Origin of the sequence: Streptomyces durhamensis, assembly GCF_000725475.1 — a bacterium.
GTDB classification, from domain to species: domain Bacteria; phylum Actinomycetota; class Actinomycetes; order Streptomycetales; family Streptomycetaceae; genus Streptomyces; species Streptomyces filipinensis.
In genome coordinates, this window is record NZ_JNXR01000046.1 from 30,820 (window position 1) to 47,860 (window position 17,041).

The window sequence follows — 17,041 nt, forward strand, 5'->3', positions numbered from 1 at the left end:
CCGGAGCGGTCAGACGATGCGGGTGGGGGCGTCCTGTCCGGCGAGCGCCAAGGCAAGGCCGTCGAGGAGCATCGCTCCGATGCGGTTCTGGGAGTCGACCGACATGGCGCCGATGTGCGGTGTGAGGACGACGTTGTCCAGCTCCGTCAGCCGGCTCGGTTCTCGTTCGACGGCGAGGACGTCGATGGCGGCTCCGGCGATGTGCCGTCGCGCAAGGGCGTCGTAGAGGTCGTTCTCGTCAACCACTCCTCCGCGGGAGACGTTGACGAGGTAGGCGCCGGGCTTCATCGTGGCCAGTTCCGCTGCGGTGATGAGGTTGCGGGTGTGGTCGTTGAGGGGGCAGGTCAGAGCGACGACGTCGGCCTGGCGGAGCACTTCGTCGTTGGCGATCAGCTTGACACCCGCACGTGCGAATTCCGATTCGCGTTCTGGCGTGGGACGGCTCACCGAACCCACCACCCGCATGCCGACGCCGCGTGCCAGTGCTGCCAGGCGGGAGCCGATGCCGCCCATCCCAACGATGCCCATCGTCTTGTCGGCCAGTTCGATGCCCGCCAGCTCTGACTTTTTCCACAGGTTGCTGCGTATCTGCCGGTCCGCGAGGGCTATGTGACGCGTCACCGCGTAGGTGAGTCCGAGGGCCAATTCGGCTACCGCGCCGGAGGATACGCTCGGGATGTTGAAGACTTGGATCCCGGCGCGTTCGGCCGCCGCGAGGTCGATGTTGTCGGTTCCATTGCCCGCGCGTGCGATGACCCTCAGTTGCGCGGCGGCGTCGATGACCTCGGCTGGCAGCTTCACGCCGCTGCGCAGCACGATCGCGTCCTTGCCCTGCAAGAGGTCAACAAGTTCGCTTGTGGACGGCTGCATATGCATGCTGACGTCGTACGCCGCCCGGAGTTCCTCCAGCGCCTGAGGCGCGATGGGGTCGACGACCAGAACTTTGTGGCGAGCGGGTGAGGAGGGCGGAACTGAGTTCACGGGGTGGGTTCCCTGTCAGTCTGAATGATCGCTATGGGCCGCCTGATGTGGCCCTGTGGCGCCCTGGGGGCAGCCCGTTAGCGGGCTGCCCCCACGGCGATTCGGCAGGAGGTCAGATGGAATTAGGCGTCGAGCTTCTGCCACTCCTTGAGTTTCTGGAGCTCGAAAACATCGCTCACCGCGGCGATGCGGTCCTCTAGGTCGGTGGAGTCACCGTGCCGGCAGATGGACTCGAACGTCTCGCGCAGCGACGCGACGGTGGCGCGAAGCCCCTGGTTTGCGTAGATCACGACGGACACGCCGGCCTTGGCGATGTCGTCCACGTGCCAGTCCGGGTAGGTGGTGGGAACGATGACGACCGGACGGCGGCCGTCCCAGCGCGACAGGAACTCCTCGACCTGGTCCTTGGTCTTGGACTTGGAGTGAATCAGCACGGCGTCGGCTCCGGCATCGCAGTACGCGTGGGACCGCTCCAGGGCGACGTCCACGCTCAAGCCATTGATCAGTGCCTCAGTGCGCGCGACGACGAAGAAGTCTCCCGTGGCCTGGGCACCCTTCGCTGCACGAATCTTGCTGCAGAACGCCTCCGTGCTCAATAGCGTCTGGTCGCCACTTGCGAAGCTGTTGAGCTTCGGAAACAACTTGTCCTCCATGCACACCGCGGTGATGCCGGCGGCCTCGTACTCATGGACCATGTGCACCACGTTGAGGTTGTTGCCGTAGCCCGTGTCGCAGTCGGCGATGACCGGTATACCGAGCGCCTTCTGCATGTTCGCGGCGGCGTCAAGGTACTCCGTCATCGTCAGGACGCTGGCGTCGGGAAGGCACCGAGCCGCGGACACTTCAAGGCTGGAGGACCACACAGCGTCGAAACCCGCCTGCTCCGCGAGCACTGCGCCCAGTGCGTCGTGGGCGCCGGCTACGCGGACCAGTTCGCCCTTTTCCACCAGCGATCGGAACGAGGGGTACGAACGCTTGAGCATCTATCTCTCCAAATGTGTTGTGGGGCACACTGAGTCCGGTGAGACATTCCAGGAAGCATTGAGTAAGTCCCACACGGAAACAGCCTGCCGTGCTATGGACGGAATTTCGTTCGTCGGGAAGGCGATATGGACTGGATCGATCTAGGCGGCGACGAGAATCTTCTTAGCATCTTGCTCGGCGGCCCGCACCAGCGGAACGCATAGTGCTCCGACGACCCCGAACACGATTCCAAGGACAATCCAGCCGTACGCGCCGATGTTGATGACCAAAGCGGTCACTAGCATGGGACCGACAAACTGCTGGAGGCCACGCCCTAGAGCAAAGACCCCCTGATATTCCCCTTGGCGCCCCGGCGGCGGAAGCTCGAACGAGATACCCCAACTCCCGGCCGCCTGATAAATCTCTCCGAATACCATCACCACGGCCGCCAGAACGACGAGCGGTGCCACCCACCCATGGGGTACGGCAGCGGTGCCAGCGAAAACCAGACAGGAAACCAGCAGAAAGATTCCTGATCGCCTCTGCAATATTGCGGACCCGCGGGCTGAATCTGCTCCTCTGCTCAACCGTACCTGAAAAAGCAGGACGAGCAGTGTGTTGGATATCATGACCACGGAGTTGAGACTGCCGGATTCCCGCAGCCGGACGGTGATCCACAGCGGAATTCCGATGTTCAGCATCGCATTGTGGAGCTCCAGGATTCCGCTGGCGAGCGTGACAGCGACGAAACGGTAATCGCGCAGGGCGGCCCGGCTCTGTGCCCCAGACTGCCGTGGCTCGTGTTCCGGCCGCACCGGTTCACGAAGACTCAGGGTCACCACCGCACAGATCAACTGAGCGCAGGCATTGACACCGATCACCGAATAGAACGCCTGGCCGGTGCCTGCCGCCAGCGCCACGCCCGCCAGAGCCGCACCTGCCATGGACCCGAGATTGAAGATGCTTCGCATCTGAGCGCGCACCTTCGCCGCAGACTCTCTTCCGAAAAGATTGAATGTCAGGGCCGCCCGCAAAGGGCTGCCAGCCGTCTCCCCGACCGCTATCAGGCAGGCAACCACCGCGAACACGGCGAAGGCGTCACCGAAGCAGTACAGAGCGAACAAGACAGAAAGACCAGCGTAGTTGCCGGCCAGCAGCAGCCGTGCGCCAAACCTGTCGGCGAGTCTTCCCGCTGGGATCGTGGACAGGAATCCGAAGAATCCCGCGACAGAGAGAACCACTGCCACCGACTCCGTCGAAAAGCCGATCACTCGGGTGAAGAAAATCGCACTGGAAGTCAGAAAGAGCCCAGTACCCATCGACTGTATCAGCGTGAGAAAAGCGAGTCTGCGTGCAGTTCGGGTCTGAGGAACCAGGTCACTACATAGACTCCGAAACATCCGATTCACGCAGAACCCCCTTTTTCCTTACTCCGCGCAGTCCGACGGCATGCTGCACAAACCGAGTGAGCGATAGTGGCGACTCTTCCCGTATGCGCGCCGCGAGGAGCCTTTGCAGTGCCAATGGTCAGATCGGCAGGCTCCTGCCGGTCGGGCTTGATCATCCTGACCAAGGAGACGATGAGATGTCAAGAGAGTAAATATTCAGCAAACTTGCGGCGACTGGAACGTGACATGTAGTGGCCATTTAGTTCGAAGATGCCATTGGACACCTATGTCCGTTCTAAGGTTGAGCCCTCGCCACCTCGGTGCAGGTTGGCCAAAAAGTGATTGCGTTTGGCAACAGGGCGACTAAAATGTCACTCGCTTGGTTCCTGTCGGTCGCGGCAGTGTGTCGACAGTGCTGATGGCGCTCACGACTGCTGCTAGCGTCATGCCGCGTGAATGACAGCGTGTACGTGGGCAACGCAGGCAAGGATGCGGCACTGGACCGGGGCTGGCTGCTGGGGCATTTTAAAGACATCGGCGATCCGCGCCACAGCGAGGCTGTGGAGATTAAATGGGGTGTCCATCCCCGCGGCGATGAGCGATTGCAGTGGGTCAAAGGTGAGGAACGTACAGCCCTCCTGGTTCTCATCAGGGGACGCTTCCGTGTTGAACTCCCCGGTCGGAGTGTCCTTCTGGAACAGGAGGGCGATTACGTCGTATGGGGGCGCGGAGTCGATCACTCATGGTTCGCAGAGGAAGAGTCGGTGGTGCTGACCGTTCGGTGGCCTTCCGTCCCTGGCTATGCGGTGACAGAGCGGGATCAGATGCGGCTGCAGACCTGACCATGGTCCAGGTCCGCCACCTACGCCGAGCCGGAAATGACTCCTGGGCTTCGGGAGCCGGGTGAGGGAGCGACCGCAGGGCTGATTGCCTGTCGCGGCACTGAGCGAGCATCAGCCCAACGTCGCGAGGATGGCCTCGATGGAGTCGTAACTCGCGGCTACGTCCTCGCTGTTGCCGAGCCTGTGACGCTCAAGGCGGATGGCGCCGAAGTGCCGGACTTCCTAGATTCGCGCCCTCAGTACGGCGTTGGGACAGTCTCTACTCGGCCCGTAGGACTCCCAAAACGCGATCTTCTCGTCCTGCTTCGCAGTCGCCATGCGGATGGTCCAGTCGGCTACCGTGTCGCCCCACAGGGTTCGGTCGAAGTCGAGTACCCCGCTGAGTGTGGACAGCGGGGCAGATGCGTCAAGAAGACAGTTGATTGTTCAAAAATTTCCTGATGGGAGACGGGGCTCGGTGATCTCGTCGAAGGCCGCCCGATGCTCGTCGACCAGGTCCGCCGCCTTGCGTACGTCCGCAGCGTCCAGCCCAGCCGTGTCGAGGTCGGCAGCAATGTCGGTGAAGGACGTGGCCAGGGCCTCTCTCCAGGAGGCGTAGCCGGGGCCGCTGACGGGGCCGAAGTGTGGGCCATGGACCGCGTGGACGGTGCGGGCGACCTCGCCGAGTTGCCGGAAGAAGTCTGGCCAGGTGGAGCGCGGGTACGTGCCGAGTTGCTCGGCGGCCGGGACGCCGTCCAGGAGCGTTTGGACCATGACGTCCCGCTCGATGGCCTCGTGGGTGAAGTCGGCGGCGATGAGCCGGGGCATTAGCGGCGCGATCGGCGCGAGGTAGGGCAGGGTCGCGAACTCGTTGCGCATCAGGGCGCGCTCACTGCGGAACTGCCTCCGACGGCGGCGGTGACCTGTGTGTTGGTCCCGAAGACGCGGCGGCAGATCGCCTCGATCTTCTCCGGCGTCACCGGCTGCTGGAACGCGAGCCCGGACTGCGCCGGCCCGAGCAGCAGATGGCGTTCCGGCTCGCCGACCCCGGTCTCTGGGTGGTCGACCGCGAGCTGTCCGCCGCGGAGCCGGATCAGTTGAGCACGGTAGTGGCATCCGGATACAGCGGGGCACAGAGTCTTCTCTGTGGCCAGGCGCGGTCAGGCGACCAAGGCGCCGGTGCGGGCCGCGAACTCGCGGATCCCTTCGATGCGGGTCGGCCCGTACAACAGACCAGCCGTCAGCGTCCGCAGCGCGGGCCGCCGCACCTCCTGCGGGGCCTCCTGCTCCACCCTGCGCAGTGCAGCGAACGTCTGCTTGCCGTCCCCGAGCGCGTTCCACATGCGGGCGACGTCGGTCCACGCACGTGCCCGCCGCTCCGCCGTTGGCATCCGGTCCACGTTCAGCCGGGCAGCGACATCGACCGCTTCGTCTGGGGTGCCCAATGCGTTCAGCACGCTGATCCGGTAGGCGTCAACCTGAGCGAGGGTGGCCTCCACCGTGAATAGGCCCGGCACGGCCGGCCGTCGCTCCACCTCCTGCTTGGCTTCCTCAAGCAGGGACAGGGCGGTCGTCTGGTCGTGCCCGGTCGCCGCCGAGTACGCGCCGGTCAGCAGCAGTGTCGTACGCACGGCGCCGGTGTGGTCGCGGGAGGGGTCCAGGTCGGCGGCCTCCTTGGTGAGCAGGTGTACCGCGGCCGCGGACCGGCCCGAGCGACGCATGGCAATCGCCAGCTGCCGCGAGGCCTCCCCGACGGCCACCGGGATGCCGCTGCAGCGCGCAGCCGCCAGCCCACGGTCCGCGGCCACCCACGCCGCGTCCGAGTGCTGCTTTGCGGCGAGTTCGGCCGCCAGCACGTACGAGCGGGCCAGGGCCATGTCCGCCTTCTCACGAGCACGGCCCGACGAGGCGTCCCTCGTTGCGGTCGCCGACGCGATCAGGCCGGGCAGCAGCTGCCCGAGACGCGTGTACTGGGTGGCGCAGTAGTCCTGCCGGGCGGAAGCGATCTGCCCCACGAGCCGGGGCAGCGGAATCGGCTCCGCCTGCGGCAACCGGAACAGCGCCACATCCAGATCGACCGGAGCGGCGGCAGCCGGCTCGGCGCCGACGACGGCCGTCGCCCCCGCTGCCACCACTCCCGTCAGCAGGTTCCTACGACGCACCTCGTCCTCCTCAACCGACCGGCAACCTTCGGCCACCGTAGCGATATTGGTCATGCCGGGTACGGCAGACGCACGCAGTTGCTCGGGTGCGATCCGCAGGAATGCGGCGAAGCGCATCAAGGTTGGGTAGTCGACTCGCAGTTTTCCGCTCTCGATGCGGGATACGGCCGACGCCGAATAGCCGCAGGCCGTGCCGACCTGGGTCTGCGTGAGCCGCAGGGCGCAGCGCGCTCCGCGTAAGAGGGTACCGATCTCAGCATCCGCGCCCATGGGCACCTCCTCGGACCCGGGATGGGGTGGTGCAGAACTTAGCGGCACTCGAGGGGTGTTGGGAGGGCGCGCGCGGACGCACATCGTGTGCTGGTTCCGCACACCGGATGCCAATACCTGCCCGGCGGCTCTGCGCCGCCCGCGCGGGCCGCCAGGGTGAGAACGCACCCGGCAACAGCCGGGCGTCCCACGACCGGACCAACCGCGGCACACCCTTGCCGCCAGCCGGTCACCCTCACCGGAGGCACCTATGAAGCTGCTGGTCACCGGCGGAGCCGGGTTCATCGGCTCCCACTTCGTCAGGGGCATGCTGAGCGCCGACGACATCGAGCAGGTCACCGTGCTCGACGCGCTGACCTACGCCGGCCACGTCGCGAACCTCGGGTCGGGGTTCCTCAGTCCCAAGCTGCAGTTCGTGCGCGGCGACATCTGCGACTGCGAACTGGTCGACGCCCTGGTCCGTGAGCACGCCGCGGTCGTCCACTTCGCCGCCGAGTCCCACGTCGACCGCTCGTTCACCACCGCCGGAACCTTCTTGACCACGAATGTTCACGGCACCCAGATCCTTGTGGATGCGGCCATGCGGCACGGCATCGAGAAGTTCGTGCACGTCTCCACAGACGAGGTGTACGGGCCGCTGCTGGAAGGCGCGGCCACCGAGGACTACCCGCTGCGCCCGACCGTCCCCTACGCAGCGGCGAAAGCCTCCAGCGACCTGATCGCGCTGAGCTACTGGCAGACGTACGGTGCGCCCGTCTGCGTCACCCGCTCTTCCAACAACTACGGCCCGAACCAGCACCCCGAGAAGATCATCCCGCTGTTCGTGACCCGCCTGCTGCGCGGTGAGCACGTCACCCTCCACGACCGCGGCCAGCACATCCGCAACTGGCTCCACGTCGAAGACAACTGCTACGGCATCGAACTGGTCCTGCGCCTGGGTGTGCCCGGCCGGGTCTACAACATCGGCGGCGGCACCGACCTGTCCAGCAAGGAACTGACCAGGGAGCTGCTACGGATCTGCGGCGCCGACTGGGACCGCGTCGAGTACATCCCCGACCGGCTGTCCAACGACCTGCGCTACGCCATGGACTGGTCGAAGCTCGCCGCCCTTGGCTACCGGCCCGCCCGCGACTTCCACGCCGGGCTGGAGGAGACCGCCGACTGGTACCGCCGCAACCCCGACCGGTGGGCGCCGCTCTCGCGCAGCCCCCGGCCAGTCATGCTCTCCCCTCACACCGCCCCGACCTCCCAGATGGAGCGACAGCATGCCTGACCAAACGACCCCGCGACGGATCCTCGTCACTGGCGTCGGCGCCACCCCGGGCTTCGGCCTGGCCCGCAGCCTGCTGCGGCTCGGACACCAGGTCGTCGCCGTCGACGCCAACTCGCTCGCCCCTGGCTTCTTCCTGGAGGACGTCTGCCCGTACGTCGTCCCGCTCGCCAAGGACCCCGACTACCCGGATGCCATCACCGAGCTGTGCCGGGCCCTGGCCGTCGACGCGATCGTGGCCGGCATCGAGAACGACCTGCCGCCGCTGCTCGACCTGCGGCCCCGCCTGGAAGCCGACGGCGTACGCCTGTGGCTGCCGGACGCCAAGTCGGTGCACGACTGCATCGATAAGCGCCGCTTCCACCGGGTCCTGACCGAGCACGGCATCCCGACGCCGCGCGCCTGGGAGCCCGAAGACCTCGACCTGGTGCCCGCCGGCGTCGAGCTGGTCGTCAAGCCGCGCGGCGGCCACGGCGCCCAGGGCGTGCACATGGTGACCTCGCTGCGGCACGTTCGCGTGCTCTGCGAGCTGGTCCCAGCTCCGATCGTGCAAGAACGCGTCTATGGCACCGAGTTCACCGCCGACTGCCTCGTGGACCGAGACGGCCAGGCCTCCGTGATCCTGCGCCGCCGCGACCTGGTGAAGGCCGGATGCGTCGCCGTCAGCACAACGTTCGACAACCAAGCCGTGCACGACCTGGTCGCAGACACGCTGCGCGCCGTCCGTGCAGCCGGCCTGTGCTGCGTCCAAGGGTTCATCACCGACGACGGCCGAGTCACGATCACCGAGCTGAACGTCCGCGTGGCCGGAGGGTTCGCGCTGACCGAGGCCGCAGGCGCGGATCTCGTCGGCCAGATGGTCAACGGCCTGTTCGGTGAGCCGGTCGATCACGACCGGCTCACCTACCGCGCTGGCGTGTTCCTCACGAACTACCTGGAGACGCTGCGCGTCGGCGACATCACCGAGCTGGAGGTCGCCGCCGCCCCGAAGGGAGCCACCGCATGACCATCACCGCCAGGCTCGACGTCGGGCGCAACGCCAGCCCGTTCCTGTTCGGCGAGGAGGCCGCCGCGGTCGCCGAGGTGCTGGAGAGCGGGCAGTACGGGCACACCGACGTCACCGAGGAGTTCGAGCGCCGTATCGCCGCCTTCCTGGGCGTCCGGGACGCCGTCGCCGTCATGTCCGGCACCGCGGCCCTGCACACGGCGCTGCTCGCCGCCAAGGTCGGCCCCGGACACGAGGTGGTCGTGCCGTCCATGACGTTCTGCGCGACCGTCCAGGCGATCCTCGCCGTCGGCGCCACTCCGGTCTTCGTGGACGTCGACCCGGCCACGCTGTGCGTGACCGACCAACTCGTCATGGACGCCGTCACCGACCGCACGCGCGCGGTCATGCCGGTCCTGTTCGGCGGCCGGGCCATCGACTTATCCCGCATCCGCCCGGAGCTGGCCGCCCGGGACATCGCCACCATGGAGGACGCCGCACACGCCTTCGGCTCCCGCAACGGCGCCCGCCGCGTCGGCGCCACCGGAGACTTGACGTGCTTCAGCTTCGGGCCGATCAAGAACCTCACCTGCGGGCAGGGCGGCGTTGTGATCCCGCGCGGCCACGCGGAGGCCGCCACGATCCGCCGGATGCGGATGCTCGGCGTCGTCCAGTCCCAGGCCGAACGCGCCCAGACCACCCGCTACTGCGTGGAGGGCTTCGGGCTGCGGTACCAGATGTCCGGCATCAACGCCGCCATCGGCCTCGCCCAGCTCCCGCACTTCGAGAAGACGGCGGCCACCCGCCGCGGCCTGTGGCGCGCGTACCGGCGAGCCCTCGCCAGCCTGGACGGCGTGACCCTGGTCGACGTCGACCCCGACCGCTCCGTGCCACACCTGTGCCAGGTCCGCACCCCGCACCGGGACAAGGTGCACGCGCGGATGAAGGCCCGCGGCATCGGCGTAGGCGTCCACTATCCGCCCAACCATCTGCAGCCGGCGTTCGCCGAGTGGCGGCGCGACTTGCCCGCCACCGAGCAAGTCGGCCGGGAGCTCCTGACGCTGCCGTTTCATCAGCACCTCGCCGAGGCCGACATCGACCAGGTCGTCACCGCTCTCGGCCAGGCCCTGAAGACTGTGGGAGCCGCATCGTGCGCAAGGTCCTGACCGTCTGCCTCGGCAATTACTGCCGATCGCCGTTCGCGGCGGTCGCGCTCGCCCGGCGGGGCGCCGCCGAGCTGGAGATCCGCTCGGCGGGGCTGATCGGGAAGTGGGAAGGTGAGCCCGCCAATGAGTCGATGATCACCGCTGCTCGGCGCCTCGGTCTCGACCTCACCGCCCACCGCGGCCAGCAGATCACCCTCAACATGCTCAACTGGGCCGACAGCGTCCTCGCGATGGACGCCACTGTCCTCGAAACGCTCCGGGCGATCTGCGGCGAGGCCAACGAGCACAAGCTCGGGCTCTACCTCGGCGACCGCGACGTCCCCGACCCGATGGGCAAGGACCAGGAGGCGTTCAACGCATGCGCCGTCCTCATCGAGACCGGGACGGCTCTCCACCTCGGCCAGCAGTGACCGGCTGCCCGGACGCGGCGCACAGAATCTCGTCCACGAGCCTGTCGGCCGCGTCCGGACGGCCGTACGCACGGGCCCGCTCCGCCATACCCCACCGAAGATGGGCATCGGCCAGGAGCGGGCCCAACGCGTTCCGCACCTGGTCCGCCGTCACATCACCTTCGAGCGCGACCGCGGCCCCGGCCTCCTGAAGATGCCGCGCGTTGTGCGCCTGCTCATTGCCCGCCGACGACGCCAGTGGCACGAACACCGCGGGCTTGCCCAGCGCGGTCAGCTCCGCCAGCGTCCCCGCACCGCTGCGAGAGATCACCACGTCGGCCAGCGCCAGCACGTCCGGCAGCTCCGGACCGACGAACCCGGCCAGGTAGTAGCGGCCTGCCAGCTCAGGCGGCAGCCCGGCCGCCAGCGCTCGCAGGCCCTCCTCGTTGGCCGGGCCGCACTGGTGGATGACGTTTGCGTACGGCAGCAGCCACGGCAGCACCCCGCTGATCAGCTCGTTGATCTGCTGCGAGCCCTGCGCGCCGCCGGTGACGTATACGGTCGGCAGCTGCCGGTCGAAGCCCCACAGCTGCAGCGCCTGCACCGCCCGGTCGGCGTCTCCCGACAGCACTTCCGGCCGTACCGGGTTACCCGTCACCACGGCGACCTGCCGCGCCGACTCCGAAAGCAGCGCCAGCGTCGACTCCGACGACACGCAGATCCGCGCAGCCGACGCCGCTAGCTTCCGGTTCGCCAGCCCCAGCCGCACCGTCTGCTCGTGCAGCACCAGCGGGCGGTGGCACATCCGCGCCGCCAGCCCGGCCGGGACTGCCACGTAGCCGCCCGTCGCGAGCACTACATCCGGCTCAAACTGGTCGATGGCCCGGCGGGCCTGGATCACGCCGAGTGGCACCCGCGCCATGTCACGCACGTTCGCTGGGGACGCCAGCTTCAGCGGGTTCTTGGAGCGGCGGATCTTGCCGGTCACCACGGTGGTGAAAGGGATGCCCTCTGCCGGCGCCACTCTCGATTCCAGGCCGGTGGCCGTTCCGATCCACAGCGTCTCGAGCGCCCGGCCCTGGGCAGCGAGCCGGGCCTGCAGAGTACGCACGGCAGTCAACGCGGGGTACGTGTGTCCGCCGGTCCCGCCGCCCGTGACGACGAGACGGAAAGGGGTGCTGTTCATCCGGGGCTGCTCCAAATCTGGCGGAGATCAGGCGAGTCGCCACAGTAGCGGCTGCGGACCACGGTCTCGCCCGCATCCCCGCTATGCCTCGGCCGCGCCCCCGACTCCTGACCTCAGTGGCACCCGCAGAAGCGACGGACGATCGGCTCCAGGTAGTCCGCGTGCGGACCGGCCAGATGGGCCAGTTCGTCCGGTGAGCACACCAGGGCGATGTCGTCGAGTTCAGGTTCACGGCCCTGGACGCGCTCGGCCGCCGCAGCAGCGGTGAAGTCCGCGCGCAGCGTTGCCTCGGGCAGGGCCGGGGCGAGGTAGGTCAGGCCGATACTGCCGTTTTCATCGCGGGTGACGACCCACAGCTTCAGGTCCTCGGCAGCCGTGCCGATTCCCAACTCCTCGAAGAGCTCTCGCGCGGCCTGGCCGGCCAATGCCGACTCGTCCAGCAGCGCCCCGTCCTGGGGAGGCTCCACAGACCCGCCTGGCAGCTGCCAGCGGCCCGGGGCGGCCGTAGAGGGCGACATCCTCGCTGCCAGCACACGGCCGTCGTCCGTCGGCTGGACGACGTTCACGAACAACGAGGGCAGTGCGGTGGCGCCGGGAACACGACGCAAGGCGTAATGCCGGTAGGTCACACGCACCCAGGACAGACGCAGGACGCGCGGGCCAGTCCACTCCAGTCCACCACAGGCCCATCGCAGAGAGTGGGGTTGGCCCGGACTGCCATGTCCCACACCCGATCTCGGGCCTCAGCGTCCTGGGGGGCCAGCGGCGGCTCCGCACCTTCGGTCAACAGGAGCCGTTCAACGTCGAAGAGGTCAATGTCACCGGGGGCAGCGTCTCGGTCACCGGCCCATCGTAGAACCGGCTCCAGACCGCCACCTTGACATCGACTCTCCACGTCGGCCAGCAGTTACCGGCTGCCCGGACGCACGCGCCCGCGGTAGGCGAACTGAGGTGCCTCAGTCGGTGTCGTCGTAGGGTTCGGCCAGCCGCAGCCCGAGGTCGTCGTGCCACTGCTGGACCCATGCCCGCAGATCGGTGATTTGGCCGGGGCTCATCCCGTAGGCGGCGTACTCACGGTCGGACGTGAAGTCGACCGCTTCAAGCCGCCCGTGGAGTTCCTCAAGATCGAAGTCCTCATCGTGCTGGGCGCCCAGCCGCTCGAGCTCCCCGGTGGTGTACAGGTCGCGGGCGCTGTAGACGTCGATCACGTCGCGGGGGAAGCCGCGGTCGTGGAGTGCGCGGACCTTCAGTCCGACGGCGTCGTCGCGGGAGAGGACCGGTCCGGCGTCGCTGCGGGCGGGCGGCCTGTGGAAGATCTCCTTGAGGACATCGAGCTCGCACTGCTCGCCGGTCACCGGGTCCGTCGCAATGAGACGGGCCATCCGGGGGGCGATCTCGGTGATGCTCATGCCCCACCCGGCGTCTTGAAGACCGGAAGCGAGGGCCGGAACGATGAGGGAGAGGGGCAGGAGCATCCCGGCGAAGGCCAGTGCAGGATCGGTGAACCGCTGTTCCCGCAGCACGTCACGCCGCCACGCCTGCTCGGGCGGCTGCCCCGCCGCGTCGTCGGGCAGGGTCGCCAGGACCCGCCAGCCGCCGCCGTCTGTCGGGCCAGCCGTCAGCTCGCCCCCCACCGAGGCCGCGCGCTCCCGCATCCCGGACACCCCGCGTCCGGCACCGAGGCCCTTCGCGCCGGACTGCCCGGCGTTGCGCGACGGGCCGTTGTCCACCGACAGCCGGAGCACGCCGCCCTCTCGCCAAACCACCACGCTGGCGGCGGCGCCGGGCGCGCACCGCAGGACGTTCGTGAGGGCCTCGCGGACGATGCCGTGGATTGCCTCGGCCGCGGGGCCGGCCAGATCGCCGGGGATCCGCGTTTCGACCGGACGGCCCAACCGGCCGAATCCTGCGATCAGTTCCTCGATGCGGCCGCTCATCGGGCGCCTGTCCGGGTTGCCGGTGTCCGCGTCACGCAGCAGACCGACGAGCCTTTGCAGCGTGGTGAGCGTCTCGACGCCGGTCCGGGGCCGCTTCGGCACCTCGGTCGCCGGCTCGTCCTCGGCGTGTTTGCGCAGGCAGTCACGGTGTTGGTGGCAGTTCGGGTGCTGGCGGTGGCGCGCAAGCGCCTGGTCGCGGTCGTCCAGGGCGCGCTGAGCGGTGATGGAAGGCTGGTCGGAAGCCTCGGCCTGGGCAGGATGAGGGTGGCGGCGGCCCATCCTGGGGGCGCGGCGACGCACGGACCACGGACGAGGCGCTTGACTCGATCGGAAAGCACCACTGATAGCAGTCGGCGCAAGTCCCGCCATGCCCCGATGGCGGCGACAACCGGGCAACGCCGCGACGTACCAGAGCGCCCTTCAGCGGCGTCGCCCAGATCGCCATCGCCGAAGACCAGGGCGCGCGGAGAGCTGCTCGGCCGGGTGACCGCGATTCCCGGGAGGGGCGCCGCAGCGGGTCGCGGCCCTGGGTATCGAAGTCGTCCCTCGTCGCCAGCCACTGCTGTGACTGCATAGGCTTCTCCGATCTCCGTCCCTGGCTAGGAGGCACGGCCGGTGCCCACCGCTGTTCGCGCCGCCGACACGAATGCTGCGACCGCCGGATGCGTGCCGCCACCCGCGCGGCAGGCGACCTTCGAGCGACGGAAGAGGGGGAGCCGGGTCAGGACCACGCCGTCGGGGGCGTGTGCGGTGGCCATCTCCGGCACGAATCCGGCACCTTGTCCGACGGCGGCCAGTGCCAGCACCGTGCGGAAGTCGTTGACCTGGTGGCGGATGCGCGGCTGGAAACCGGCCGCCTGACAGGCACGTACGGCCATCGCGTGACCGGTCGTACCGTCCCGGGCCGTGATCCACGGGGACGCTGCCCACGGTCCCAACAGCTCCGCCAGCGTGTCGCCGCAGGTGGCAGGACCGGAAGCGAGAGCGCTGTCGGTGGGACCGGTACCGAGAGCGCCGTCGATAGGGCCGCCCGTGGCCAAGTACATCGGCTCCTCCAACAGGGGCACCTGGTCGACCGTGGTGTCCGGTGACGCGGGCACGAAGTCGTAGTCGTGGACGAGAGCCACGTCGAGTTCGCCGGCGCGCAGGCAGTCGGAGACCCGCGCCGAGTCAATCTCCTGCACCATCGGTTCCAGCGCGGGATGCCGGCGGGCCAGTTCGGCCAGCGTGGCGGGCACGATCGCGGGGCCGCCAGAGGGAAACGTCCCGATCCGCAGCGGCCCGCCGATACCCTCGCGCGCCCCGGCCAGCTCGGAGACCGCCAGTTCGAGGCGTTCGAGGACCGCGTCAGCGTGGGTGACGAGGGTGCGGCCCGCGGGCGTGAGCACCACCCGTCTGCCACTTCGTTCCAGCAACGGTACGCCCGCCTCGCGCTCAAGCACGCCCAGCTGCTGGGAGACGGCCGAGGGGGTGAAGGTCAGCGCCTCGGCCACGGCCGCGATGGTGCCGCGTCGGTCCAGTTCGCGCAGCAGGTGGAGACGTCGGACATCAAGCATAAGCTGAGCTTACGCTCAAGTGAAGAAACATGAACTGGATCTACTGTGTTTTTGTCCGTCAGGCTGGGCGTATGAAGCCCGAAGCAAACCTCACCGGCCTGTTTGTCCCCTTGGTGACCCCGTTCACCGACGACCTGCGCCTTGCCCCGGACGCGCTTGCCCGGCTCGCCGATGACGTGCTGTCAGTCGGCGGAGCTCGCGGACTCGTTGCCCTGGGCACCACCGCTGAGGCGGCCACCTTGACCACCGAGGAGAAGCAGGCCGTGGTCCGCATCTGTGCGGCCGCCTGCCAGGCACACGGAGCTCCGCTGATCGTCGGTGTCGGCACGAACGACACCGCCGCCGCCATCACGACGCTGCGGGAGCTCGCTCAGAGCGGTGACGTCGCCGCGGCGCTGGTTCCCGCGCCGCCCTACACCCGGCCCGGTGAGGCGGGAACGCTGGCGCACTTCACAGCACTCGCCGAACACGGCGGCCTGCCGCTGGTCGTCTACGACATCCCGTACCGCACCAGTCAGCGCCTCAGCACCAGCACGCTGAACACGCTCGGGCACCTACCCGAGGTCGTCGGCGTCAAATACGCGACCGGCGCGATCGACGCAGCCGCGATGGAACTGCTCGGCTCGCAGACACCGGGCTTCGCGGTGCTCGGCGGCGATGACGCCGTCATCTCGCCGCTGCTCGCGGCGGGCGCCCGCGGCGGCATACTGGCGTCGGCCAATGTACGCACCGCTGACTACACCGAGCTGATCTCGCTGTGGCAGCGCGACGCCGCAGAGCCGGCCCGCAGGCTGGGAGCCGAGCTGGCCCGGCTGTCCGCCGCGCTCTTCGCTGAGCCGAACCCGACCGTTATCAAGGGCGTGTTGCACGCCCAAGGCCGCATCCCCAGCCCCGCCGTCCGGCTGCCGCTGCTGGCCGCCTCCGCCGGTTCCATCCGGCGGGCGGCGGACCTGGCCACCGCCCGGACCCACCACGCCCACCATGAGGCCGCGGCCTGACACGGGCAGATGGTCCCCGGCGGCCACACACGGCCGGGCCAGACCATTTTCTTCAGATCATCGGATCGTTGGTCTGGTGTGTCGTTGACTGACGCCCAGTGGGCACGCATCGAGCCGATGTGCCGGACCGGACGCCGAAGCGCGGAGGGCGGTGGCGTGAGCACCGGCGTGTGATCCGATCGCATCTCCGCCGGCGCGGGATCTGGGCAGTGATCTCGCAGCCCTCCGACCAGGCCGTCAACCGCAAGTGACACGACAGCCAAGGCGGCAGGCCACCGGCCTTCGATCACGACGCCTACAAGCAACGCAACACACTTGAGCGCTGCATCTGCCCCGCGGCCCGTCATCACGGCGTGGATCTGCGGACGCGCGGAAGGTCCTTGCGGTGACCGGGACGCGGTACGGGCTGTCTCGCTCGGCTGTATGCGGCCCCATGCCGCGTGCTTGATGCCCTTACCACCGGAGGGCGTGATGGGCTCGACCCCAACCGAGGGGCGAACCGTTGGCAGTCTCCGCTCCGCCCTGGCTGACCCCACGGTCCGGTACGAAGGTGACGACTGGGGCGTCGGCGTCGGTTGCACCTTCACCTGTGCAGGACTGGCCATCTGGCGTGGCGGCTGGAGCTGTGCCTGGAGCAGCCGCCTCAACGTGCACTGACTGTCGCCGAATGGATGGCCTTCTTCGCTCCGGGCTGCGGGGACTTCGGCTGGCGTCGCGCACGTTTGCGGTTTTGTGAACCCAGCACCACTGCTCGCGGGTCTCGGGCAACATTTCGGCCAGGGCCTTCCAGAAGTCCAGGGCGCAGTCGCCGTCCGCTCGGGCCGGCGCGCGCATGCCCTGGCGGGCGCAGTCGCGGATCAGGTGGGCTCAGGGCTCGCCCCGTCGGCCCACACCTACCTGACCGAACGCGAGGGGGACGTCAGCGTCGCCAGCGCCTCCAACGACTCTCGCTCGAAAACGCACATGTTC

At 68.3% G+C, this 17,041-nt stretch carries 15 protein-coding genes and 1 pseudogene; 6 read left to right on the forward strand and 10 right to left on the reverse strand.

From position 1 onward, the window contains the following. Positions 1-9: 9 nt before the first annotated feature. The 3 genes from IO33_RS0140005 to IO33_RS0140015 all read right to left on the reverse strand — a co-directional run bounded on the left by IO33_RS0140005 (position 10) and on the right by IO33_RS0140015 (position 3,344). Entirely contained in the window at positions 10-981 is a 972-nt protein-coding gene (locus IO33_RS0140005) for an NAD(P)-dependent oxidoreductase (RefSeq protein ID WP_063765859.1), read from the reverse strand. Between the two features lie 122 nt (positions 982-1,103). Continuing rightward, positions 1,104-1,964, reverse strand: coding sequence for an isocitrate lyase/phosphoenolpyruvate mutase family protein (locus IO33_RS0140010; protein ID WP_031174023.1), 861 nt, complete (start codon positions 1,962-1,964; stop codon positions 1,104-1,106). Positions 1,965-2,105: 141 nt separating this feature from the next. Then, positions 2,106-3,344 carry an MFS transporter gene (locus tag IO33_RS0140015; RefSeq protein ID WP_078964121.1) on the reverse strand — a complete coding sequence of 413 codons (1,239 nt, stop codon included), beginning with the start codon at positions 3,342-3,344 and terminating at the stop codon, positions 2,106-2,108. A gap of 440 nt (positions 3,345-3,784) precedes the next feature. Between IO33_RS0140015 and IO33_RS48630 the strand changes: the two genes are divergently transcribed. Next, on the forward strand, positions 3,785-4,174 hold the full coding sequence (locus IO33_RS48630) for a cupin domain-containing protein (RefSeq protein ID WP_078964122.1): 390 nt from the start codon (positions 3,785-3,787) through the stop codon (positions 4,172-4,174). Positions 4,175-4,600: 426 nt separating this feature from the next. Here IO33_RS48630 and IO33_RS51905 read toward each other — a convergent pair whose 3' ends face one another. Continuing rightward, the gene (locus IO33_RS51905; RefSeq protein WP_051927264.1) at positions 4,601-5,032 is read right to left on the reverse strand and encodes a phosphotransferase family protein; all 432 of its coding nucleotides are present in this window, start codon (positions 5,030-5,032) and stop codon (positions 4,601-4,603) included. A gap of 281 nt (positions 5,033-5,313) precedes the next feature. After that, positions 5,314-6,585 carry a helix-turn-helix domain-containing protein gene (locus IO33_RS0140030; protein WP_078964123.1) on the reverse strand — a complete coding sequence of 424 codons (1,272 nt, stop codon included), beginning with the start codon at positions 6,583-6,585 and terminating at the stop codon, positions 5,314-5,316. Positions 6,586-6,835: 250 nt separating this feature from the next. Here IO33_RS0140030 and IO33_RS0140040 point away from each other — a divergent pair, with 250 nt between their 5' ends. Genes IO33_RS0140040 through IO33_RS0140055 form a run of 4 tightly spaced genes read left to right on the forward strand, consistent with a single transcriptional unit; the run spans position 6,836 to position 10,416 of the window. Next, complete coding sequence (locus tag IO33_RS0140040; RefSeq protein ID WP_051927265.1) at positions 6,836-7,858, forward strand: dTDP-glucose 4,6-dehydratase; 1,023 nt, start codon at positions 6,836-6,838, stop codon at positions 7,856-7,858. Then, positions 7,851-8,861 (forward strand): ATP-grasp domain-containing protein, encoded by a 1,011-nt coding sequence (locus tag IO33_RS0140045; protein ID WP_051927266.1) that lies wholly within the window; start codon positions 7,851-7,853, stop codon positions 8,859-8,861. Before IO33_RS0140040 ends, IO33_RS0140045 begins: the two co-directional genes overlap by 8 nt. Then, entirely contained in the window at positions 8,858-10,006 is a 1,149-nt protein-coding gene (locus tag IO33_RS0140050) for a DegT/DnrJ/EryC1/StrS family aminotransferase (protein ID WP_031174028.1), read from the forward strand. The genes IO33_RS0140045 and IO33_RS0140050 overlap by 4 nt, the downstream gene beginning before the upstream one ends. Continuing rightward, a complete protein-coding gene (locus IO33_RS0140055) occupies positions 9,991-10,416 on the forward strand; it encodes a low molecular weight protein-tyrosine-phosphatase (RefSeq protein ID WP_245236035.1) in 426 nt (141 codons plus the stop codon). Before IO33_RS0140050 ends, IO33_RS0140055 begins: the two co-directional genes overlap by 16 nt. Here the strand turns inward: IO33_RS0140055 and IO33_RS0140060 are convergent. The 4 genes from IO33_RS0140060 to IO33_RS0140075 form a co-directional block, all read right to left on the reverse strand. Next, on the reverse strand, positions 10,376-11,581 hold the full coding sequence (locus IO33_RS0140060) for a UDP-N-acetylglucosamine--N-acetylmuramyl-(pentapeptide) pyrophosphoryl-undecaprenol N-acetylglucosamine transferase (protein ID WP_031174030.1): 1,206 nt from the start codon (positions 11,579-11,581) through the stop codon (positions 10,376-10,378). The genes IO33_RS0140055 and IO33_RS0140060 overlap by 41 nt on opposite strands. Positions 11,582-11,694: 113 nt before the next feature. Continuing rightward, the gene (locus tag IO33_RS45070) at positions 11,695-12,189 is read right to left on the reverse strand and encodes an NUDIX domain-containing protein (RefSeq protein ID WP_342448401.1); all 495 of its coding nucleotides are present in this window, start codon (positions 12,187-12,189) and stop codon (positions 11,695-11,697) included. 348 nt (positions 12,190-12,537) lie between these two features. Beyond that, complete coding sequence (locus IO33_RS49945) at positions 12,538-13,797, reverse strand: sensor histidine kinase (RefSeq protein ID WP_051927267.1); 1,260 nt, start codon at positions 13,795-13,797, stop codon at positions 12,538-12,540. A 320-nt stretch (positions 13,798-14,117) separates the two neighbouring features. Continuing rightward, positions 14,118-15,074 (reverse strand): LysR family transcriptional regulator, encoded by a 957-nt coding sequence (locus tag IO33_RS0140075; RefSeq protein WP_031174032.1) that lies wholly within the window; start codon positions 15,072-15,074, stop codon positions 14,118-14,120. Between the two features lie 29 nt (positions 15,075-15,103). On the opposite strand from IO33_RS0140075, the gene IO33_RS0140080 reads away from it, so the two are divergent. Further along, complete coding sequence (locus tag IO33_RS0140080) at positions 15,104-16,072, forward strand: dihydrodipicolinate synthase family protein (protein ID WP_209439004.1); 969 nt, start codon at positions 15,104-15,106, stop codon at positions 16,070-16,072. Positions 16,073-16,742: 670 nt separating this feature from the next. On the opposite strand, the pseudogene IO33_RS53180 reads toward IO33_RS0140080, so the two are convergent. Continuing rightward, positions 16,743-16,939 (reverse strand): annotated as a pseudogene (locus tag IO33_RS53180) (IS256 family transposase); the annotation flags it as partial. Positions 16,940-17,041 lie beyond the last annotated feature (102 nt).

Excerpts from the sequence above, each read along its gene's own strand:
- IO33_RS0140010 (WP_031174023.1), bottom strand. The coding sequence starts at position 1,964 with ATGCTCAAGCGTTCGTACCCCTCGTTCCGATCGCTGGTGGAAAAGGGC.
- IO33_RS0140015 (WP_078964121.1), bottom strand. The coding sequence starts at position 3,344 with ATGTTTCGGAGTCTATGTAGTGACCTGGTTCCTCAGACCCGAACTGCA.
- IO33_RS51905 (WP_051927264.1), bottom strand. The coding sequence starts at position 5,032 with ATGCGCAACGAGTTCGCGACCCTGCCCTACCTCGCGCCGATCGCGCCG.
- IO33_RS0140030 (WP_078964123.1), bottom strand. The coding sequence starts at position 6,585 with ATGGGCGCGGATGCTGAGATCGGTACCCTCTTACGCGGAGCGCGCTGC.
- IO33_RS0140040 (WP_051927265.1), top strand. The coding sequence starts at position 6,836 with ATGAAGCTGCTGGTCACCGGCGGAGCCGGGTTCATCGGCTCCCACTTC.
- IO33_RS0140045 (WP_051927266.1), top strand. The coding sequence starts at position 7,851 with ATGCCTGACCAAACGACCCCGCGACGGATCCTCGTCACTGGCGTCGGC.
- IO33_RS0140050 (WP_031174028.1), top strand. The coding sequence starts at position 8,858 with ATGACCATCACCGCCAGGCTCGACGTCGGGCGCAACGCCAGCCCGTTC.
- IO33_RS0140060 (WP_031174030.1), bottom strand. The coding sequence starts at position 11,581 with ATGAACAGCACCCCTTTCCGTCTCGTCGTCACGGGCGGCGGGACCGGC.
- IO33_RS49945 (WP_051927267.1), bottom strand. The coding sequence starts at position 13,797 with ATGGGCCGCCGCCACCCTCATCCTGCCCAGGCCGAGGCTTCCGACCAG.
- IO33_RS0140075 (WP_031174032.1), bottom strand. The coding sequence starts at position 15,074 with ATGCTTGATGTCCGACGTCTCCACCTGCTGCGCGAACTGGACCGACGC.
- IO33_RS0140080 (WP_209439004.1), top strand. The coding sequence starts at position 15,104 with ATGAACTGGATCTACTGTGTTTTTGTCCGTCAGGCTGGGCGTATGAAG.